At 69.2% G+C, this 20,485-nt stretch carries 20 protein-coding genes; 12 read left to right on the top strand and 8 right to left on the bottom strand.

Features of this window, described 5'->3' with window-relative positions; translation table 11 throughout:
• The first annotated feature begins 50 nt into the window (after positions 1-50).
• Positions 51-920 (top strand): YdcF family protein, encoded by an 870-nt coding sequence (locus tag HOV91_RS22075; protein ID WP_174187315.1) that lies wholly within the window; start codon positions 51-53, stop codon positions 918-920.
• A gap of 96 nt (positions 921-1,016) precedes the next feature.
• Positions 1,017-1,820, top strand: a complete 804-nt coding sequence (locus HOV91_RS22080; RefSeq protein WP_174187316.1) for a putative protein N(5)-glutamine methyltransferase — start codon at positions 1,017-1,019, stop codon at positions 1,818-1,820.
• A gap of 74 nt (positions 1,821-1,894) precedes the next feature.
• Here the strand turns inward: HOV91_RS22080 and HOV91_RS22085 are convergent, their stop codons facing one another.
• Positions 1,895-2,728: an SDR family NAD(P)-dependent oxidoreductase gene (locus HOV91_RS22085; protein WP_174187317.1), complete on the bottom strand. Its 834-nt coding sequence runs from the start codon at positions 2,726-2,728 to the stop codon at positions 1,895-1,897.
• Between the two features lie 33 nt (positions 2,729-2,761).
• Entirely contained in the window at positions 2,762-4,333 is a 1,572-nt protein-coding gene (locus tag HOV91_RS22090) for a succinic semialdehyde dehydrogenase (RefSeq protein ID WP_174187318.1), read from the bottom strand.
• Positions 4,334-4,482: 149 nt separating this feature from the next.
• Here HOV91_RS22090 and HOV91_RS22095 point away from each other — a divergent pair, with 149 nt between their 5' ends.
• The gene (locus HOV91_RS22095; protein ID WP_174187319.1) at positions 4,483-5,166 is read left to right on the top strand and encodes a TetR/AcrR family transcriptional regulator; all 684 of its coding nucleotides are present in this window, start codon (positions 4,483-4,485) and stop codon (positions 5,164-5,166) included.
• A gap of 9 nt (positions 5,167-5,175) precedes the next feature.
• Here HOV91_RS22095 and HOV91_RS22100 read toward each other — a convergent pair whose 3' ends face one another.
• Together HOV91_RS22100 and HOV91_RS22105 are read right to left on the bottom strand one after the other, a co-directional pair.
• Positions 5,176-6,096: a short-chain dehydrogenase/reductase gene (locus HOV91_RS22100; protein ID WP_312884733.1), complete on the bottom strand. Its 921-nt coding sequence runs from the start codon at positions 6,094-6,096 to the stop codon at positions 5,176-5,178.
• Positions 6,093-6,332 (bottom strand): hypothetical protein, encoded by a 240-nt coding sequence (locus HOV91_RS22105; protein WP_174187320.1) that lies wholly within the window; start codon positions 6,330-6,332, stop codon positions 6,093-6,095. The genes HOV91_RS22100 and HOV91_RS22105 overlap by 4 nt, the downstream gene beginning before the upstream one ends.
• Positions 6,333-6,580: 248 nt before the next feature.
• Here HOV91_RS22105 and HOV91_RS22110 point away from each other — a divergent pair, with 248 nt between their 5' ends.
• Positions 6,581-6,769, top strand: a complete 189-nt coding sequence (locus HOV91_RS22110) for a hypothetical protein (RefSeq protein ID WP_174187321.1) — start codon at positions 6,581-6,583, stop codon at positions 6,767-6,769.
• A 33-nt stretch (positions 6,770-6,802) separates the two neighbouring features.
• On the opposite strand, the gene HOV91_RS22115 is transcribed toward HOV91_RS22110, so the two are convergent.
• Positions 6,803-7,873 carry a PDR/VanB family oxidoreductase gene (locus tag HOV91_RS22115; RefSeq protein ID WP_174187322.1) on the bottom strand — a complete coding sequence of 357 codons (1,071 nt, stop codon included), beginning with the start codon at positions 7,871-7,873 and terminating at the stop codon, positions 6,803-6,805.
• A complete protein-coding gene (locus HOV91_RS22120; protein WP_174187323.1) occupies positions 7,870-8,745 on the bottom strand; it encodes a metal-dependent hydrolase in 876 nt (291 codons plus the stop codon). The genes HOV91_RS22115 and HOV91_RS22120 overlap by 4 nt, the downstream gene beginning before the upstream one ends.
• A 105-nt stretch (positions 8,746-8,850) precedes the next feature.
• Here HOV91_RS22120 and HOV91_RS22125 point away from each other — a divergent pair, with 105 nt between their 5' ends.
• The 8 genes from HOV91_RS22125 to HOV91_RS22160 all read left to right on the top strand — a co-directional run bounded on the left by HOV91_RS22125 (position 8,851) and on the right by HOV91_RS22160 (position 18,304).
• Positions 8,851-9,513, top strand: a complete 663-nt coding sequence (locus tag HOV91_RS22125; RefSeq protein WP_174187324.1) for a TetR/AcrR family transcriptional regulator — start codon at positions 8,851-8,853, stop codon at positions 9,511-9,513.
• Between the two features lie 490 nt (positions 9,514-10,003).
• Positions 10,004-11,056 (top strand): 3-oxoacyl-ACP synthase III family protein, encoded by a 1,053-nt coding sequence (locus tag HOV91_RS22130; RefSeq protein WP_174187340.1) that lies wholly within the window; start codon positions 10,004-10,006, stop codon positions 11,054-11,056.
• Between the two features lie 7 nt (positions 11,057-11,063).
• Entirely contained in the window at positions 11,064-11,978 is a 915-nt protein-coding gene (locus HOV91_RS22135; RefSeq protein WP_174187325.1) for a beta-ketoacyl-[acyl-carrier-protein] synthase family protein, read from the top strand.
• Positions 11,975-13,648, top strand: coding sequence for a fatty acid CoA ligase family protein (locus HOV91_RS22140; protein ID WP_174187326.1), 1,674 nt, complete (start codon positions 11,975-11,977; stop codon positions 13,646-13,648). Before HOV91_RS22135 ends, HOV91_RS22140 begins: the two co-directional genes overlap by 4 nt.
• 3 nt (positions 13,649-13,651) lie before the next feature.
• The gene (locus HOV91_RS22145; RefSeq protein ID WP_174187327.1) at positions 13,652-13,933 is read left to right on the top strand and encodes a hypothetical protein; all 282 of its coding nucleotides are present in this window, start codon (positions 13,652-13,654) and stop codon (positions 13,931-13,933) included.
• Positions 13,930-14,976, top strand: coding sequence for an NAD-dependent epimerase/dehydratase family protein (locus HOV91_RS22150; RefSeq protein WP_174187328.1), 1,047 nt, complete (start codon positions 13,930-13,932; stop codon positions 14,974-14,976). The genes HOV91_RS22145 and HOV91_RS22150 overlap by 4 nt, the downstream gene beginning before the upstream one ends.
• A gap of 26 nt (positions 14,977-15,002) precedes the next feature.
• On the top strand, positions 15,003-16,202 hold the full coding sequence (locus HOV91_RS22155) for a peptide synthetase (RefSeq protein WP_174187329.1): 1,200 nt from the start codon (positions 15,003-15,005) through the stop codon (positions 16,200-16,202).
• Positions 16,199-18,304, top strand: coding sequence for an MMPL family transporter (locus HOV91_RS22160; RefSeq protein ID WP_174187330.1), 2,106 nt, complete (start codon positions 16,199-16,201; stop codon positions 18,302-18,304). The genes HOV91_RS22155 and HOV91_RS22160 overlap by 4 nt, the downstream gene beginning before the upstream one ends.
• 60 nt (positions 18,305-18,364) lie before the next feature.
• On the opposite strand, the gene HOV91_RS22165 is transcribed toward HOV91_RS22160, so the two are convergent.
• Together HOV91_RS22165 and HOV91_RS22170 are read right to left on the bottom strand one after the other, a co-directional pair.
• Entirely contained in the window at positions 18,365-19,048 is a 684-nt protein-coding gene (locus HOV91_RS22165; protein ID WP_174187331.1) for a hypothetical protein, read from the bottom strand.
• 9 nt (positions 19,049-19,057) lie between these two features.
• A complete protein-coding gene (locus HOV91_RS22170) occupies positions 19,058-20,455 on the bottom strand; it encodes a condensation domain-containing protein (protein ID WP_174187332.1) in 1,398 nt (465 codons plus the stop codon).
• Between the last annotated feature and the right edge of the window lie 30 nt (positions 20,456-20,485).

The following is a 20,485-nucleotide window of genomic DNA, read 5'->3' on the forward strand; positions in this document are numbered from 1 at the left end:
CTGCTAGCACGTGCCAACCGTTCCGCAGCGGAAAGGTGACGACTGTAGTGATGATCTCGAGGCATCGGAAATTGCTCGTCGCGGCGTCGTTGGCCGCGTGCGCGCTCATCGGCCCGGCCGGGGTTCCCGCGCATGCCGCACCGGACACGAGCGCCCTGTACAACTCGGCCCAGCGCCACTTCGCCGACGGCGACGACGCCGCGGGCCGCGCCGACCTGCGCAACCTGATCGGCGCCGATCCCGCGGACGCCGAAGCTCTCGCCCTGCAGGCGATCTGGTCCGACTACGCCGGTGACCTGCCCGCGCTGCTGGACGCCATGGCGCGGTTGCACGCGGTGGATCCAAGGCTGGCGCAGGGCACCGACAATGTGCTCGGCGCCATCCGCGCGGCGGTGGGCACCCTGCCGAATCCCCTGCCCGCGCTCGCGGGACCGCAGACCGGCATCGTCGTGCTCGGCTACGGTCTGCTGCCGGACGGGGCGCTGCGCCCCGAACTCGTCAACCGGCTCACCGCGGCATGGTTGCAGTCGATCGCCGCACCGCTCTCGCCGATCGTCGTCACCGGCGGCAATCCGCAGAACGGGATCACCGAGGCCGAGGCCATGCGCCACTGGCTGGTCGGCCACGGCGTGCCGCCCGCGCGTATCCACGTGGAGAGCCGCGCGGGTTCGACCGTGCAGAACGCTCTGTTCAGCACCAGGCTGCTGCGCGATGTCGGTGCGACGAGCGCGATCGTGGTCACCTCGCCCAACCACATCCGTCGTGCCGTCGCCGATTTCATCGTCGCGGGCACCAGGGTGGTCGGGGCGACGACCTCGCTGGAACAACTGGTCTCGCAGCTACCGCCGCCCGGTAGACCGGCTCAGCGCGGCATCTATCTCGACGCCACCCGCACCTTCCAGCTCAGCACCGCGCGCTGACCTGCCCGGCGATCGGGACTTCCGGACGCGCCCGTGGTCCCGATCGCCCGGGAAATCCGTTGGCGGGATCAGCCCCGCGCGCGGCAGGATGGCCGCGTGAGGTCAGCCGGAAGTAGCGAGGTGGTGGCCCGGCTCCGAGCGGCGGGCTGCGTGTTCGCCGAGGACGAGGCGCGGCTGCTCACGGCCGCCGCCGAGGAGACGGGTGTGGCGCTCGAATCGCTCGTCGACCAGCGTGTCACCGGCAGTCCGCTGGAGCATCTGCTCGGCTGGGCGGAGTTCCGCGGGCTGCGGGTGGCGGTGTTCCCCGGCGTCTTCGTGCCGAGGCAACGCACCGCGTTCCTCGTCGACCGAGCGGTCGCGCTGATCCACGCCCGGCGGGGGCACCCGGTGGTGGTCGATCTGTGCTGCGGCTCCGGGGCGCTGGGCCTCGCGGCGGCTACGACCGCGGCCGCCGAGGGCCGTCCGGTCACGCTGGCGGCCGCCGATATCGATCCGGTCGCGGTCGAGTGCGCCCGCGCGAACCTCACGCCGCTAGGCGCGCCGGTCTACGAAGGGGATCTCTTCGAGCCGCTGCCGGAGGAATTGCGCGGTTGCGTCGACATTCTGCTCTGCAACACCCCGTACGTTCCGTCGGAGATGATCGCGCGGATGCCGCCGGAGGCCCGCGACCACGAGCCGCGCACCGCCCTCGACGGCGGGCCGGACGGGCTGGACGTCTTCCGCCGGGTCGCGGCGGAGGCCGCCGAGTGGCTGTCGCCCGGCGGTCATCTGCTCGTGGAGTGCAGTGAGCAGCAGGCGCCGCTCGCCCTCGCCGTCCTGGCCGAACACGGCCTCGACGGACGCGTCGCGGAATCGGAAGAGCTGTACGCGACCGTGGTCATCGGCACCCGCTCACGCTGACAACGACGCGCCGTTCCCGCTCGACCTCGCGAGCCCGGATACCGCCTGCGCCAACAGCGCCGGATCGACCCCTGCTACTTCTTCTCGCGACCGGTGAACTCGTCCATCGAGTGGTAGACGCCGACCGTGTCGAGGAACAGGTCACGCAGCTTGATCGGCAACAGGCCGGAGATCGCCTTGTTCAGGCGCGAGGTCCACGGCAGCACGACCAGCGGCGTGCCGTTCTTCATCTCGCGCCACGCGGTGTCGACCACCTTGTGCTGTTCCAGGATCGGGGTGAACAGGAAGCCCTTGGCGCCTTGGAACATTCCGGTGTTGATGTAGGTCGGGCAGATCGTGGTGACCTTCACGTGGTCGTGGCCGGCCTGTTCCAGTTCGATGCGCACCGAATCCGACCAGCCCAGCGCCGCCCACTTGGACGCGGCGTACACGCTCATGCGCGGATTGGACACCAGACCCGCCGAGGACGCGATGGTGAGCACCCGCGCCTCGGTGGCGCCTGCGACCATGGCGGGCAGGAACTCCAGCGTGACGTACATCGGGGCGAGCGAGTTGATCGCCATCGTCTTGTGGATGTCGGCGCGGTCGCCGGTCTCCCAGAAGTAGGTGTTGCCGCGCACGATGCCCGCGTTGTTGACCAGGACGTCGATGCCGCCGACCTGCTCGCGAACGGTCGCCGCCGCCTCGGTGATCGCCTCGGGCGAGGCCACGTCGACCACGTGGTGATGGATCGCGCCGCCGAGGCCGGTCAGTTCGGCGGCGGTGTCCTTCAGCGCGGCCTCGTTGATGTCCCACAGCACCACCGCCGCGGCGCCTTCGCGCACCGCGCGCTCGGCGAACAGCTTGCCCAAGCCCATCGCGGCTCCCGTCACCAGGACCCTCTTGCCCGCGACCGTGTCCAGTTTCATCCGTACTGCTTCCTGATCCGTGAGTCGTGCGAGTTACTTCTGCCGAAGCGTTTTCATGACGCCGAAGTACAGCGTCATCGTTTTGGCCCATACCGCTTCGGACATGCCGGGCAGCGGCGCGATCGGCAGCATGCGCTGCACCGCGATGGTCTGCGTGTCGATGTACTTGAGCAGGCCCTCGGGACCGTGCCTGCGTCCGGTGCCGGAGATGCCGAGTCCGCCCGAGGGCGCGTCGGCGCTGCCCCACGCGGCGATGAAGCCCTCGTTGACGTTCACCGATCCCGCGTTGATCCGCGCCGCCACCGCGCGGCCGCGGGCGATGTCTTTCGTCCAGACGCTGGCGTTGAGGCCGTAGGCGGTGTCGTTGGCCTGTTCGACGGCTTCGTCGTCACTGCTCACGCGGTAGATCGAGACCACGGGGCCGAAGGTCTCCTCCCGGTGGACCGTCATGCCCGGTCGCACCCCGGCCAGCACGGTCGGCTCGTAGAAGTACGGGCCGAGGTCCGGGCGCGCCCGACCGCCCGCCAGCACCGTGGCGCCCTTGGCCACCGCGTCGTTCACGTGCGCGACCACCGTGTCGAGTTGGCGCTGGAAGGTCAGCGAGCCCATGTCGCTGTCGTAGTCCAGACCGCCGCCGAGCCGGATGGCCTCGACGTGCCCGACGAACTCGGCCACGAAGCGGTCGTAGACGCTGTCGTGCACGTAGATCCGTTCCATCGACTCGCACAGCTGTCCGGCCGAGGCGAAGCAGGCCCGGATGGCGGTCTTGGCGGCGCGCGACACGTCCGCGTCGGCGAGCACAAGCAGCGGGTTCTTGCCGCCGAGTTCGAGCGAGTACCCGATCAACCGCTCGCCCGCCTGCTGGGCGATGGTCCGTCCGGTCGCGCTGGAGCCGGTGTAGTCGACGTAGTCGGCGCGGGCGATCACCTCGCCGCCGATCACCGAACCGCGACCGAGCACCGCCTGCCACAGCCCGCGCGGCAATCCGGCGCGGACGGCGGCGTCGATCGCCCACAGCGCGGTGAGCGCGGTCTGGTTGTCCGGGCGCGCCACCACCGCGTTGCCCGCGATCAGGGCCGGAAGCGCATCGGAGGCGGCCAGGGCCAGGGGGTAGTTCCACGGCGAGATGACCGCGACCACGCCTTTGGGCCGTTGCCGCACGTCGACCTGGGTGAGCACGGGAAGGACACCGCGCGGTTTGCGGGTGGCCAGCAACCGGGAGGCCACCGACGCGTAGTACCTGGCGTTCACGGCCACGTCGCCGACCTCGTCGAAGGCGTGCGCCCGCGCCTTGCCCGTCTCGGTCTGCACGATGTCGAGGATGACGTCCTGCTCGGCGAGCACGATGTCGTGGAACCGGCGCAGCACCGCGGCCCGTTCCCGGACCGAGCGCCGCGCCCACTCGCGCTGCGCTTGCCGGGCGGTGGCGAACGCGGTCTCGATGTCCTCGGTGGAGGACTGCGGCAGGTCGGCGATCTTCGCGCCGTTCGCGGGAGCGAACACCTCGACCGCGGGCGCGCCACCCGCGACGGCGTGCGCCAGCAACGGCTGCACCAGCGACGAAGGCAGCGCGTCGGCGGTGGCCGGCTGCGAGGTGGTCGTCATGGGCGGTCCTCTCGAGGACGGTGGGCCGCGCCGCAGGCGTGCCCCATTAAATGAACAGTGGTGTTAGATTAATGTTCATGTCACACCTCGTGTCAAGCTGTTCGTCGTGGCGCACAGGAATTCCGGGGGCCGCGTTGTGAGGCGCCACGATGTCGGGTGAGTCCACGACCGCGCGGCGCGGGCGGCCGCCGCAGACGCAGGAGCAGGCCGAAGAGGTCCGCGCCCGGATCGTGCTCGCGACCGCGGAAGTGTTCGCCCGGACCGGATCGCGCGGACTGAGCGTCGCGCAGATCATCGAGCAGGCGGGGCTGGCCCGGCCGACCTTCTACCGCTACTTCGGCAACGCGCAGGAACCGCTGCTCGCGGTGCTCGACACCTCGAACGAGGGGTTGGTCGGCGGCATCCGCACGGCGCTGACCGGCACCGACGAGCCGGTCGAGCTGGGTATCCGGCTGATCGACGCCTATTTGGATTGGGCGCGCGGGCACGGCCCCATGCTGCGACCGCTGTTCGCCGAACTGCACGATCCCGGCTCGCCGGTCTCGGCGTACCGGGAGCGCGCGCTCGACGACATCCGCGGCCTGGTGCGCGAGACGTTCGCCGAACTGGGCCGTCCGGTGCCGAGCCCGCTCGATCTGGACGCCGCGCTGCACCTGTGCGAGTACGTGGTCTACCGGATCTCCGCGGGCACCGCGCCCGGCGCCGAACCGGACGCGGAAACCGTCGCGGCGGCACGCTTGACGATGATCCGGGTGCTGCTCACGACGCTCGGCACGCGGGTCGATCTGGAGTACGCCTTGACGCTGCCCACGATCTTTCCCGCCGAGCCGTAGCGCCGCGCGTCAGCGCGGTATCGGGGTCACGGGGTGGCTGTCGACGACGCGCCGCTCGACCCGGTGGATCAGATCGTGCACGCGCGGGTCGCGCGCCAGCCTGCTGTCCAGCACCACGTTGATCACGCCGCGCAGCAGCGCGTAGGGCTCCCACTGCGGCGGAGCGATGGTGCGGGCCGCGCGGCGGGCGATGCCGTCGGCGATGGATTCCGCCGCGTCGCGCACGGTGATGCGCACGTTGAGCGGCCACGGCAGCAACGCGCCCAGGTCGGCGCCCAGCTCGTCCTGGTCGAGGGTGCCGTGGGTCATCGCGGTGTCGACGATGCCGAAGTAGGCCACGCCCGCGGTCGCCCCGACGGCGGCCAGCTCCACCCGCAGCGCCCGCCCGAACTGCTCGACCGCGGCTTTGCTCACCATGTAGGGCGAACCACCCATGCCGGGCGCGAACGCCGCGGCGGAGGAGACCACCACGACGTGCCCCTTCGCGGCGATGATGTCCTCCAGCGCCGGGTGCACGGTGTTGAACACACCGGTCACGTTGATCCCGATGACCCGATCGAAGTCCCCGGGGTTCATCGTCCGTATCGTCGCGGGCTCGGGCACCACTCCGGCATTGGCCACGACGACATCGATCCGGCCGAACCGCTCGCGCACCCGGGACACGGCCTCGCGCATCCCGATCCGGTCGGACACGTCCGCGCGCACGACCAGCGCGCGGTCCCCCATGGAACGCCCGACGGCCGCGGCGGCGGCCTCATCGATATCGATCAGCGCCACCGAAGCGCCGGAAGCGTAGAGCTTTTCGGCGAGCGCCCGGCCGATGCCGGTACCCGCCCCGGTGATCACCACGACCCGGTCACGGACGTCGAACCGATGCTCGGCGGGCGGGGACAGCAGTTGACGCAGCAGGTCGGCGACCACGGCGCTCACCCGGCCCGCAGCCGGTAGGACTCCGGCTCGAATCGGCTTGTGCGCCGTTGATACTCGAAGCCCCAGTTCGGGTACAGGCCCGCGTTGCCACTGTCGGCGGTCTGGCGGTAGCTGCGGCAGCCGCCGGTCAGCCAGGCGGTGTCGCGGCTGCGCTCGGTCACCTCGTCGAGGAAGGCGCGCTGCACCTCCTCGCGCACATCGATCCGCTGGATGTGCTGCGCACGCATGGTGGTCACGGCATCGACGATATAGCGCACCTGCGCCTCGATCATATAGATCGCGGACCGATTGCCTCCCGAGCGCCTGGTACGGATGCCGGAACCGCTTGTCCACGAAAACGACCAGGCCGGATCCCTCGCTGCCGGTGTAGAACAGACCGCGAATCGCTCTGCCCAGGACGGGCATCCGGCGCAGCAGCGCTCGTTCGGCGGGCAGGGTGCGGCGATCCAGCCGCGAGACGATCGAGTGCGGCGAAGGGAACTGCGTGCCTTCGAAGGTCTCCGCACCGGGCACCCGCGGAATCCGCGCCTCGCTGAACGGCCCGGCGGCGCAGACCAGCACATCCGCGGTGCGGTCACCGCGACTCGTGCGCAGCCGCCACCGCGTGGCCGCGTCGTCCCAGCGCGCCTCGGCCACCTCGACGCCGAACCGCATGTGCCGCACCACGTCGTGACGCGTGGCGACCGGGCGCCGTTGCCCGCCGAGTTCACAGATCCAGTTCCAGTTCGCCGTCACGCGCCCGGGAGACACAGGTCAGCATCGCCTCCGAGCGCTCGGATTCGAGCAGCGACCGGTCCCGGTGGTCCACCGCGCCCGCGAGCACCCGCGTCTTGCAGGTGCCGCAGAATCCCTGCTGACAGGAGTAGGCCACGCCGGGCAGCACCCGCCGGATCGCGCCGAGCGCGGACTCGTCGGCGGCGACCTCGACGTCGAAGCCGCTGCGCCGCAATCGGATCCGGAACGGTTCGCCGTTTCGCACGGGCAGCGGCGAGAACCGCTCGGTGTGCAGCGAGGCCGTCGGGTCGTGCAGGGCGAGCACCGCGCGCGCGGCCTCGGCCAGCGGCGGCGGCCCGCAGACGTACACCGCCGCGCCGGGCGGCGTCTGCTCGAAGATCATCCGTGCGTCGGGTACGCCGAACTCGTCATCGGGGCGCACCACCACGTCGCCGCCGGTGTAGCGGGCCAAGTCGTACAGGAACGGCATGCGCGACCTGGCCCGGCCCAGGTACATCAGCCGCCAGGGCACTCCGGCGCGCTCGGCCGCGGCGACCATGGGCAGGATCGGGGTGATCCCGATGCCGCCCGCGACGAACAGATAGCACGGCGCCGCGACGAAGGGGAACGCGTTGCGCGGACCGCGCACGCACAGCCGGTCACCCACCCGCAGATCCCGATGGATCTCCGCGGAGCCGCCTTCGCCGTCGGCGATGAGGCGCACCGCGATGCGATAGAAGCCGCGGTCGGCGGGATCGTTGGTGAGCGAGTACTGCCGCTGGCGACCCGACGGCAAGAAGACGTCCAGGTGCGCGCCCGGCGTCCACGCGGGCAACGGACCGCCCTCCGGATGGCGCAGCCACAAGCTGACCACCCCGTCGGCCTCGTGCCCGATCCGGTCGACCATCACTTCGAACTCGTAACCGCCGTGCCGCACCGGTCGGGGCGGCGAAAGCAGCTGTGCGGCAGAACCTTCGGTGAACAGCCGCTTGTAGGCGTCGGCCGCGGAGCCGATCAACCGCAGCGCGGGGCCGGGCTGGAACCGTTCCCCGACGGCGGTCACGCGCGCGCCGCCCGTGCCGCGGGCGACTGCGCGAGGTAGCGCAGTGCGTTGTCCATCGGGCCGAGTTGCGACGGGTGGAAGCCCGGCCGCAGGTAGCGCGGGATCTCGGTGAGGAATGTGGTGAAGCTCGGCACCACACCCCGCACCGACGCACTGGCCAGCTGTAGCGGCCAGAACCGCCCCTTGCGCTCGGACGGGTCCTTCTGGAACAGATAACCGCTGGAGACGACGAACAGGACCAGCAAGCCCGTGCTCGCCAGGAGCGCCTGCCTCGCCTTGCGGGCGTATCCGCCGTCGACGTGCATGTACGCGTCGTAGACGACGCTGCGGTGCTCGACCTCCTCGGCGCCGTGCCAGCGGATCAGGTCGAGCATCGCCGGGTGCATGCCTTTGGCTTCGAGCTTGTCGTTGGTCAGCAGCCACTCGCCGATCACCGCGGTGTAGTGCTCCATGCCCGCGAACAGCGCCAGCCGCTCGCACAGCCACTCCCGCTTGGCCCGCCCGCTCAGGCCGTGATCGCCGAGCACCCGGTCGACCAGCCAGCTCACCCGGTCGACCATCGGGCCGACCTCCAGGCCGAGCCGTTCCAGCTGCTCCCGCGCCTTCTCGTGCGAACTTGCGTGCATGGATTCCTGGCCGATGAAGCCGCGGACTTCCTCGCGTAACCGCTCGTCCTCGATCAGTGGGAGCGCCTCGGCCAGCGCCTGCGCCATCGCGCGCTCACCCTCGGGGAGCACCAGGTGCATGACGTTGATGATGTGGGTGGCCATCGCCTCGCCGGGGATGTAGTGCAGCGGCACCGTGGCGAAGTCGAACTCCACGGCTCGCGCGTTGATGGCGTGAGTCCGGTCGGCATATACGGCAGAGCCCATCTCGCACCCCTCGTCGTCGATCGGTGTCTTCGCAATGTATTGGTGACATCACATGATGTCAACATCACATGATGTCAATTCGGTCGCTATGAGAGGATGACGCCCATGGACGAAGCCGACGGAGCGATCCCGGGCATGCGGCGCTGGCGCGGGCAATCCCCCGCCGATCGCGTCGCCGCGCGCCGGGAACAGCTGCTCGAGGCGTGCACCGAGCTGATGGCGACCATCGGCGCCGCCGAGACGTCCATGCGGGGAGTCTGCCGCCAGGCCGGGCTGACCGAACGCTATTTCTACGAGAGCTTCCAGAATCTGGACACGCTGCTGACGACGGTGCTCGACACCGTGGTCCTCGGCGCCCGCGACCGTCTGCTCGACGAGTTGCCCAACGCACCCATCGAACGCGACGCGATGTTCCGCCACATGGTCGCCGTCTTCACCGACTACCTGCTGGAAGACCGCCGCCGCGGGCGGATCATGTTCATCGAGTCGCAGGCCACTCCGGTGCTGATGCCGCGCGCCAACGAACTCATCGGCCTGTTCACGGCGCCGATCGCGTTGACCATCAGCGCGGGCGACTACACCCAACCGGTCCCCGACGAACACGACTACGCGCTCAACGCCAGCGCCATCTTCGGCGCGCTGGCCTACCTCTATCGCCCCTGGCTGGACGGCGAGATCCCCGTCTCGCGGGAACGTTTCGACGCGCACGCCGCCGATGTCATCGAGCGGATCGCCACGGCGCGCTCGTCGCTGAGCACCGAGGCCTGACCGCAGGCGCCCAGCGCCTGCGCCCGCTCGTGTTCCCTTACGCCGCAACAGGGTTCGCCGCGCACACAGGCAGGGACACCCGCGCGATACCGAGCGGTCGCACATGCCGCGATCGCAGTGAAGTCACTCACATCCGCCGAGGGAGCCGCCCCGGCGAACACTCACGAATTGCCACCATCCGGCAATAGCCGATCGCTTGCCGTTCCGAAAGCCGCGCATGAACCCGCGCAGGGCGGCCCACCGCGCCCGGCACTCGAAAAGCCGTGACAAACCGAAACGGGCGATCACATCGCAATACTGCGAACGCCATAGCCACGCGGTCACCAGTTGGTGATACCTCACGAAACAGATACCTCGTCGAGTGATTCCCGTCTCAGAAGCAGGGCCTCCACGGGATATAGCCATTTGTTGTTACCGTCGGGTAGTGTTCAATGCACCGACGATCAGAGTCGATCCGGAACCGTATATCTCAACGATTTCAGGAGCGCTCGTGTCTCCCCATTCTCGTTTCGAATCCATCGGCGCCTATCTGCCCTCGACTGTCGTTACCACCGAGGAATTGGTGTCCCGGATGAAGGAGCCCCCTTCGTTCGATCTGGAGAAAATCACCGGCGTCCATGAACGCCGGGTACGCGACACTCGACCGCAAAGCTACGAAGACTCCTTCACTTTGGCGATGAAGGCTGTCGAGGACTGTCTGTCCAGGTCACAGTACGGACCAGAGGACATCGACGTGATCATCTCCACCTCGATCTCGCGCGGCAAGCATGCCACCCGCATGTATATGGAGCCCTCGTTCGCGATGTCGATAAGCCGTCTCATCGGCGCTAAGAACGCCATTGTGTTCGATATTTCCAATGCCTGCGCGGGAATGCTCACCGGTACCTACATACTGGACCGGATGATCCGATCCGGCGCCGTCCGAAACGGACTCGTGGTCAGCGGTGAGGCGATTACCGAAATTGCCGACACCGCGGTCCGGGAGATTTCCGAGAAATACGATCCGCAGTTCGCGGCGCTGACCGTCGGCGACTCCGGATGCGCGATAGTGCTGGACCAGGCCGTGGACGAAAAGGATGTCATCCACTACATCGAGATGATGACCGCCGCGGAGTACGCGCACCTGTGCCTCGGCATGCCGAGCGACAAATCCCAGGGCGTCGCGATGTACACCGACAACCGCAGGATGCACAACGAGGACCGCTTCCTGCTCGGCACCAATACCCAGCGCAAGTTCCTGGAGGCGCGGGGCAGGACCTTCGCCGACGAGAAGTTCGACTACGTCATCCACCACCAGTTCGGCGCCGCAGCCATTCCGTGGATGAACGCCATCGCCGAACGGGAGTTCGGCAGCCCGATGCCACCGGATCTGCGGGTCATCGAGAAGTACGGAAACACTTCCACCACTTCGCATTTCATTGTTCTGCACGATCAGCTCAGCGAGCAGAACCTCCCCGCGGGATCGAAGTTGCTGCTGGTGCCCGCGGCCTCCGGCATCGTCACCGGGTTCGTGTCCACCACCATCTCGTCGCTGAAGGTCTGAGGTCGTCATGAGCGTGCGCATCAAGTCCACCGGCATCAGCCGATCCGACGACACCTACAGCATCGTCGAGCACACCGCCCGCGCCGCCAGGCAGAGCCTGGAGCGCGCCGGAATCCGTTCCGATCAGGTCGGCCTGCTGATCAACGCGGGCATCTTCCGCGATTCGAATACCGTCGAACCCGCGGTGTCGGCGCTGATCCAGAAGGCGGCCGGGATCGGCCTGGAATACGCCAAAGACGACCCGAGGACCTTCTCGTTCGATCTGATGAACGGGGCGGTCGGTGTCATCAACGCGATCCAGGTGGCCACCTCGGTCCTGGAGACCGGTAGCGCCGAGCACGTGCTGATCGTGTCCGGCGATACCCATCCGTCGATGACCCGCTCGGTCGCCGACGACGAGTTCCCGTACTCCACCTGCGGCGCGGCGCTGCTGCTGGAGCGCACCGACGAACCGGACGGCTTCGGCACGGTCCATACCGTGAAGGGCGAGGGCACGCCGGCGGTCGAGGGCTATCTCGACATTTCGACGATGGGCGACCGCGGCCGCAGCCTGATCACCGTGGAGCGGGAGCCCGGCTTCGAGGACCGCCTGCTCGCGGTGGCCCTCGACGCCGCGCGCCGAGCGCTGGCCGGGTCCGACCACGCCTCGCTGAGCGAGATCGCGTTGATCGCCTCGACGCCGAGCCCGGAGTTCCCGGCGAAGCTGGCCGCCGCCCTCGGCATCGACCACCGCTCGGTCCGCCTACCGGACCTGCGTGACGGCGACCCGCACACGGCCGCGCTCACCGCGGCGTACCACTCGGCGATCGTGGACGACGGCCTCGCCGAGTACCGCCAGGTGCTGTTCGTCGCCGCGGGCGCGGGTCCGGCGGCCGCCGCGGTGCTGTACCGGTTGCCCGTGTTCGCCGGAGCGCCTGCGTGACAACGGGAATACGCTGGCAGGCCATCGATCGGTTTCGTGCGGTCGTCCGCACCGATCCCCACCGTGTGGCGGTTCGCTACGCGCACGGGATCGACCCCGATGGCCTGCCGGCCTACCGGCATCTGACGTATCGCGAGCTGGACCTGTGGTCGAAAACGATCGCGGGACGGCTGTCCGCGGCGGGTGTCGGCACCGGAACGCGCACGATCGTGCTGGTACTACCGAGCCCGGCGCTGTACGCGATCATGTTCGCGCTGCTCGAGCTCGGGGCGGTGCCGGTGGTGATCGACCCGGGCATGGGTGTGCGGAAGATGTTGCGCTGCCTGCGCGCCGTGGATGCCCAGGCGTTCATCGGCATCCCGCAGGCGCACGCGCTGCGCGTGCTGTTCCGGCGCAGCTTCCGCACCGTCCGTACCACGGTCACGGTCGGCAGACGTTGGTTCTGGCGGGGCGAGTCGCTGCGGGCATGGGGCCGGACACCAACGGTTCCGGTGCCGCCCGGCAGCCCGGCCACCGACGACGACCTGTCGCTGATCGCGTTCACCACCGGTAGCACCGGACCGGCCAAAGCCGTGCAGATGACCTACGGCAACTTGGCCGCGATGGTCGACCAGGTGCACATGGCGCGCGGCGAGATCACGCCGGAGGCTTCGCTGATCACCCTTCCGCTGGTCGGCGTACTCGACCTGCTGCTGGGCTCGCGCTGTGTGCTGCCGCCGCTGATCCCGAGCAAGGTCGGCGCGACCGATCCCGCGCACGTGGTCGACGCGATCCGGAAATTCGGCGTGCGGACCATGTTCGCCTCCCCCGCCGTGCTGATCCCGCTGCTCGAGCACCTGCGTAGGCACCCGGTTGCGTTGCCCTCGCTGGACAGTATCTATTCCGGCGGGGCGCCGGTACCGGACTGGTGCATCGCGGGGTTGCGCGAGGCGCTCCGCGAAGACGCCGAGGTCGTCGCCGGGTACGGAGCCACCGAAGCGCTGCCGATGTCAACCATCGAATCCCGCGAACTGCTGAACGGACTGGTCGAGCGGGCACAGCACGGCGAGGGCACCTGCGTCGGCAGACCGGCCTACCGAGTGCAGGCGCGAATCGTGGCGATCACCGACGAGCCGATTCCGACCATGGCTCGGGCCGAGGAACTGGCCGACGAGCTGGAGACCACCCGCGGCGTCGGCGAAATCGTCGTCGCCGGGCCGAACGTCAGCACCGGGTACTACTGGCCGGAGCAGGCGAACGCGCAGGGCAAGATCAGCGACGGCGATCGGATCTGGCATCGCACCGGCGATCTCGGATGGATCGATGAGCAAGGCCGGATCTGGTTCTGCGGACGCAAGAGCCAGCGGGTGCTCACCGCGCACGGGCCGATGTTCACCGTTCAAGTCGAGCAGGTGTTCAACAACGTCGCGGGCGTGGCCCGTACCGCTCTGGTCGGGATCGGCCCACCTGGGGCACAGCGGCCGGTGCTCTGTGTCGAAGTGAAGCCGGGGGCCGACCCCGACTTCGTCGAACCCGCGCTGCGGACCCGCGGCGCACAGTTCGACCTCACCAGGACCATCGCCGACTTCCTGGTCCATCCGTCCTTCCCGGTCGACATCCGGCACAACGCCAAGATCGGACGCGAACGACTCGCGGTATGGGCCGCCGAACGGCTCGGAACGGACGAATAACAAATGAAAACGACTGCATTTCGGGCAATTCCCGTCATCGGGTGGCTGTATTTGGCCGGCGGCGCGCTGGCCGCGGCAACCGACCGTGTCCCGGACAGCCGGCTCCTGCGCACGGTGTGGTGGATCGACGCGTTCCTCAGCATCGTGGTGCACGCGGCTCAGATTCCGGCGGCCCTGCGTGCCGCCGAGGGCTCGGGCCGCGGCCGGTGGGAGACCGCGGTGTTGACGCAGATCTTCGGCTTGACCTGGTGGCGAACCCAGCCCGGCGAGGAGAGAGTGCAATGAGCAAAATACTGGTAACCGGCGCGTCCGGCTTTCTGGGCGGGGCGCTGGTGCGCAGGCTGGTACGAGACGGCGAGCACGACGTATCGATCCTGGTGCGCCGCACCAGCAACCTGGCCGACCTGCGCGACGACATCGACAAGATCGAGCTGATCTACGGCGATCTGACCGACCCCGCCTCGCTCGACGAGGCGACCCGCGGCGTCGACATCGTGTTCCACAGCGCGGCGCGCGTAGACGAGCGCGGCACCAGGGAACAGTTCTGGAACGAGAACGTCCGGGCCACCGAACGGCTGCTCGAGGCGGCCCGTCGAGGCGGAACGAGACGGTTCGTGTTCATCTCCAGCCCGAGCGCGATGATGGACTACTACGGCGGTGACCAGGTCGACGTCGATGAATCGGTGCCGTATCCGCGGCGCTACCTGAACCTGTACTCCGAGACCAAAGCCGCGGCCGAACGAGCCGTCCTGGCCGCCGACAGCCCCGGATTCCGTACCTGCGCCCTGCGCCCCCGCGCGATCTGGGGCGCGGGCGACCGGTCCGGTCCGATCGTGCGGATGCTCGGCCGCGCCGGTATGGGGAAGCTGCCGGACCTGTCCTTCGGCCGCACCGTCTACGCCTCGCTCTGCCACGTCGACAACATCGTCGACGCCTGTGTGAAGGCGGCGGGCTCGGACGCGGTGGGCGGCAAAGCGTACTTTGTCGCCGATGCCGAGAAGACGGATGTCTGGGGCTTCCTCGGCGAGGTCGCCACCCGGCTCGGGTACCAGCCGCCGACGCGCAAACCCAACCCCGCGGTGATCAACGCGGCGGTCCGGGTCGTGGAGACGATATGGCGCATCCCGGCCGTCGCGACCCGCTGGTCGCCGCCGCTGTCGCGCTACGCCGTCGCGCTGCTGTCCCGCAGCGCCACCTACGACACCACCGCCGCCGCACGAGATTTCGGCTACCAGCCGGTCATCGACCGCGACCGCGGCCTGGCCGACCTGCTGGCGTGGCTGGAAACCCAGGGCGGAGCGGTCGAACTCACCCGGAATCTGCGCTGAACACCCGACCGGTACCGGAGGCCAGCATGAGCAACGCCACCGTCTTCCGCAGGAAGATCACCCCGACCGAACGTCTGTACTTCTTCACGCGCGCGGTGACTCCGCCGTTCGTCATGCACCTGGCCGTCCACGGCGACGGCAGCCTGGATCTCGACGCGGTGCGGCGGGCCGTCGACGTGGCTTCGGCTGCCAACCCCGGTGCACGACTGGTCCGCGACGGCGACGACTGGGTGGACTGTGGTCTGGCCGCCACCGTGCGCCACGTGCCCGGCTGGTCGCTGAACTACGCCGCGCTGGAGAACGACGCGGTGCTGAACACACCGATCGGTCCGACGCCGGACCGCACCACCGAAGTGCTGCTGCTCACCGGCGAACAGACCACCCTCGTGTTCCGCGCCTTCCACGGCGTGATGGACGGGATGGGCCTGCGCCTCTGGGTGGACGACGTGTTCCGCGCGCTGCGCGGATGCCCGCCGCTCGGCGCGCCCGATCCGATCGCCGATGCCGAACTCGTGGCCCGGATCGGCGCGCCGGGTAAACCGACCCCGGTGCTGCCCACCTTCGAGGCGGCGACCGGGCGCGGGCGCCAGGACCGGTCTGCCGCGCGCTGGCTGCTGCGCCACCGGACGATCGACGCGACCGGTAAGGGCATCGTCGCTCGGATAGCGGCGATCCTGGCCGCGGAGTCGAAAGCCGCATCGCGCTTCATGATTCCGGTCGACCTGCGCAGGCACGACCCCGCCCTGCGCTCCACCGCCAACCTGGCGCTGCCGCTGTTCCTCGACGTCACCCCCGGCGAGGACTGGGAGACGATCAGCGGCCGGATGCGCAGTGGGCTGCGGGAACGGCGGGAGCTGAACGAACTCGACAATGGCCGGCTGTCGAAACTCCCACCCGGCGTGATCCGCGGGGTGCTGCGCGTGAGCAACTGGCTCGGGGCACGGTTGAACCGCAACATGGTGTCGGCCACCGTGTCCCATATGGGCGCGTTCGATCTGGACGAGATGGCGGTGCCCGGCTGGACACCCACCGACGTGCGGCTGCTACCTCAGCACAGCGGCGCGATGCCGCTGCTGTTCGTCATCGCCGAAGCGGGCGGACGGTTGGAGCTGACCGTCTCCTGCCGCAATGGCGCCGGTATCGAAGCCCGGCTGGAGGCGCTGCTGGACAAGATCGCCGCGCGGCTGGAGTCCGAGCTCGCGGCGCCCGAGGCGGTCGCGCGATGACCGGGCCGATTCGCGTCGTCCTGGCCCGGCCCCGCATCGTGCTCGCGGTCGTGGCCGGAGTGATGCTGCTGGCCGGTTTGCTCGGCCTCGGAGCGTCCGACAAAGTCACCGCGGCCGGATTCGTCGATCCCGGAAGCGAGTCGGCGCGGGTGGACGAGTTGGTATCCGAACACTTCGGCCCGCAGAACCCCGACGTGGTCGTGCGGTACGCCGCACCGGAGGGTCAGACGGTCGACGACATCGGCGCCCGCGTCCAAGAGACGCTGGCCCGCATCGACCCGGCCGTGCTGCAACGACCCATCGAGACGTATTGGAACGCCGGTTTCGCGCGCAGGCAGTTCCTGCGGTCGGCGGACAATCGGCACGCTCTGGCGGTGGTGTACCTCGCCGGTGACGCCAACCAGCGCGTCAGCGCGTATCCGGACATCGAACCCCAGCTCCGGGTTCCGGGTATCGCCACCGACCTGTCCGGCTACAGCGCGATCTCCACCGAGATCAACGAGCAGTCCCGGAGCGATCTGATCCGGGCCGAATCCCTCTCGCTGCCGCTGACCTTGGTGATCCTGGTGGCGGTGTTCGGCGGATTCATCGCCGCGTCCTTCCCGGTGGTGGTCGGCGGCCTGACGGTGCTCGGCGCCATGGGCGCGATCCGCGTGCTCGCCGAGTTCACCGAGGTGAGCACCTTCGCGGTGAACGTCGCCTCGCTACTCGGGCTCGGTATGGCCATCGACTACGGGCTGTTCCTGGTCACCCGGTTCCGGGAGGAGGTCGCCGACGGGCACGACCTGAAGACCGCGATCACTCGCACCTACGCCACCGCCGGCCGCACGGTCGCGTTCTCGGCACTTCTGCTGATCTGCGCTTTCGCGGGCACGTTCGTCTTTCCGCAGGCGGTGCTGCGGTCTCTCGGCATCGGCGCGATCACCGCGGTGGCGCTGGCAGCCGCGCTCTCGCTCACCGTGCTGCCCGCATTGCTGGCGCTGTTCGGCTCGCGCATCGGCAGGGCGCGGGCCACCGATCGCGCCGAGCGGTTCTGGGGGCGCCTGGTCGACCGCGTGCTGCGGCGGCCGGGTCTGGTGACCGTGGTCGTCGGCGCCGTCCTACTGGTGCTGGCGGCTCCGCTGACCGGTCTGCGGCTCGGTGACATCGACCATCGCGCGCTGCCCGAAGGCAACGAGATGCGCACCGTCGTCGAAGAACTCACCGCGCAGTTCCCCGCCGCGGGCAGCGGGGTCACGGCCGTACTGCACGGAGTGAACGGGCCACCGCAGTCGGGCGCCGTCGACGCGACCGTGTCCGCGCTCGGCGGAGTCGAGGGGGTACGGCAGGTGGTGCAGGTGGGTCGCGCGGAGGACTTCGTGGTCTTCCACGCATTCCTGAGCAGCACCGACCGCACCGAAGCGGCGGGCGACACCGTTCGTGGCATCCGCGAACTGACTCCACCGGACGGCACCGTCCTGTGGATCGGCGGCGATACGGCGGCCACCGTCGACAGCGTGCGCTCGATCGTCGCGCGGATGCCGTTGATGATCCTCGTCATGGTCGCGGCGACGATAGTGCTGCTGTTCGCGGCGTTCCGCTCGATCGTGTTGCCGCTCAAAGCCGTCGCCATGGCGTTCCTGAGTTTGGCAGCCACGTTCGGCGTGCTCACCTGGATCTTCTGCGGCGGGCATCTGTCCGGCCTGCTCGGCGTGAGCACCGGCCCGATCACCGCGGGCATGCTGGTGCTGATCATCGCGGTCGTGTTCGGGCTCTCCACCGACTACGAGGTCTTCCTGCTGTCGCGCATGGTCGAGGCGCACGACGCGGGCGCCGACACCGCCGCGTCGGTGCGGGCCGGCACGGTCAAGACCGCCCGCGTGATCACCGCCGCCGCGACCCTGCTGGTGATCGTCACCGGGGCGTTCACCCTGTCCCCCTTGACGCCCATGCGCTTCCTCGGCCTGGGCATGATCATCGCCCTCGTCGTGGACGCCACCCTCGTCCGCATGCTCCTGGTCCCCGCCCTTGTCCAACTGATGGGCCCCGCCAACTGGTGGTCCCCGCGCCGCCGCCGCATCATCCCCACCACCGTCCAGCAACGCACGCCAACCCCCACCTGACACGAGCGGCACATGTCGGCGAGGGTTCTCGCGGACATGTGCCGCTCGTCGGTCGCGCAGCTAGGCGACCAGTTCGAGCAGGCCGCGGGGGTCCCACGGCATCGGGCCGGTCGGGAAGCTGAGACGGACCAGGCGGTGGGGCGGGGTCGCGTCGAAGTGTGCCACCGCGGGTGGGAGGAATCCGCCGAGCACTTTCTCCAGCATCGCGTTCAGTCCGGACAAACGCGGCCGCAACCGGACCTGCCAGCTGGTGATGCGCCCGGCCGGTACCTCGACGACGGTGCGCTGCTCCACTTTGGCGCCGAGCGGGAGATGCACCGAGAAGGCCAGCCACAGATCCACGCACTCCTCGGCGCCCTCGGCGAAGTCCAGGCCGCGCAGCAACGTCAGGCCACCGGCGAGCGGCATCACGTTCGCCGGGAAGGGCGCGATCCCGCCGCCGAACTGGAGGTGCACGGTGCCGAGGAAGTTCGCTTCCTCGCGCGAGACCACCGTCGCGCCCGAGCGTGTTTCAGCGCGGTACTGCTCGGCTTGCAGCCGATCGCCGTAGCGCTGGAACCGCTGCTCGATGGTCATCGCGAAACGCGGGTGTCCCAGGCCGGCCTCCAGGATCGAGCGGTAGCCGTCACCGTCGTGGGTGACCACGCTGATCAGGTCGAGCTTCGGCGGTCGATCGGCGATGGTGACGGTGTAGACGGACTTCTCTCCGTCGGGGATTCCCGGGTCACGAAATGCGGTGCGCACATGTCCTCCTCACAGGGTGTCCTCGGCCGCCGCCGCGAACACCGCTCGGAGCGTGGCCACGTAACGTTCGACGGAGCCGTGGGCCACCGGTGTGTCCGGGTAGATGACGCTCAGGGTGGTCTCCGAGGCGAAACGGTTGATCCAGATCAGCACCTGTTCGGAGGCGGCACGATTGGCGTACAGCCCGCACGACCCCAAGTCGAAGAGCTCGTTGCCGAGCAACTCTCGGGTGTCCACGTACGAGATCATCGGCGTGGACCAGCCCGGTTCCAGGTCGAGATCGGAGTCGGCGGGCAGCAGTTCCACCACACGCTGGAACGAGGTGGGGGCCAGGCGCAGCCCGTTCTCGTAGGCGCGCTGCGCGAGGGTCGCGGCTCGCGCGAAGGTGGTGGTGGCGCCGATCGGGAAGGCCACCGGCAGCAGCGTCGCGTACCAGCCGACCGACGCGCGTTCCGCGGCGGTGCCGCGGGTGCTGACGGGTGTCATGCCGAAGTAATAGTCGCTACCGATGAGCTCGCGCTCGGCCAGCGCCGCCGCGGCGAAGATGCCACCGACGAACTCCGCGCCGTTGGCGCGGCAGACCCGCTCGAACCGCAGCGCGGTGTGCTCGTCGAACAGGGTGACGGTGCGGTGCGCGCTGCGGTTGTACACATCGGTGCGCTTGCCCAGGTCCAGCGGGAAGGAGGGTAGTTCGCCGTCGTTCCCGCGGATGAGTTCCAGCCACTTCCGCACGCCGGGCGAGGCGAGGGTCATCCGGCCCGTGTACTCCCGCTCGGCGGTGCAGTAGTCGAGGTAGCTGGCCGCTGGATCGAGCATGCCGACGTCCTCCCACACCTCGCGCACATACAGCAGCGCGAGGTCGAATCCGGACAGGTACTGGCCGAATCCGTCGGTGTGCAGATGATCGACCGCCAGGTAGACCGTGGTCGAATCCTCGCGTTCGATCGCCCCGAAGGTGAAGCAGTCCCAGTCGAAGGGTCCCGGCGTGGTCTTCTGGACATGATCGCGGATCGCCCTGGCCTCGTCGACGTGGCCGTAGTCGATGGGCACGAAATCGACGTCCTCCGCCGGCACGAGGTGCCGCTCGATCGCGCCGGCGGCGTCGACCCGGAACCAGGTCCGAAACGTATCGTGGCGCAACAGGAACGCGTTGACCGCCCGCGTCATCGCGGCCAGGTCGAGGCCGCCGGTCGGGATCTCCGCGGTCACCAGGCACAGGCCCGAGTACCGGAAGTCCGCCTGGGCGTGCCAGTCGGCGAGCCGGAGATACTGCTCCTGCTGGTGCGAGGGCGGGGCCGGATGCACCGGCGCCCGTCGGGCGCGCGCCACCGAATCCGGTGACGCCGCCCAGCTGACCAGTCGGCCGGGACCCGGCTCCCATTCCTCGATCAGCCCGAAACTGACCACAGTGTTACCTCGCTTCGACGACGACGGTCG

Source organism: Nocardia barduliensis, from assembly GCF_013315795.1.
In the GTDB taxonomy this organism is placed as follows: Bacteria; Actinomycetota; Actinomycetes; order Mycobacteriales; family Mycobacteriaceae; genus Nocardia; species Nocardia barduliensis.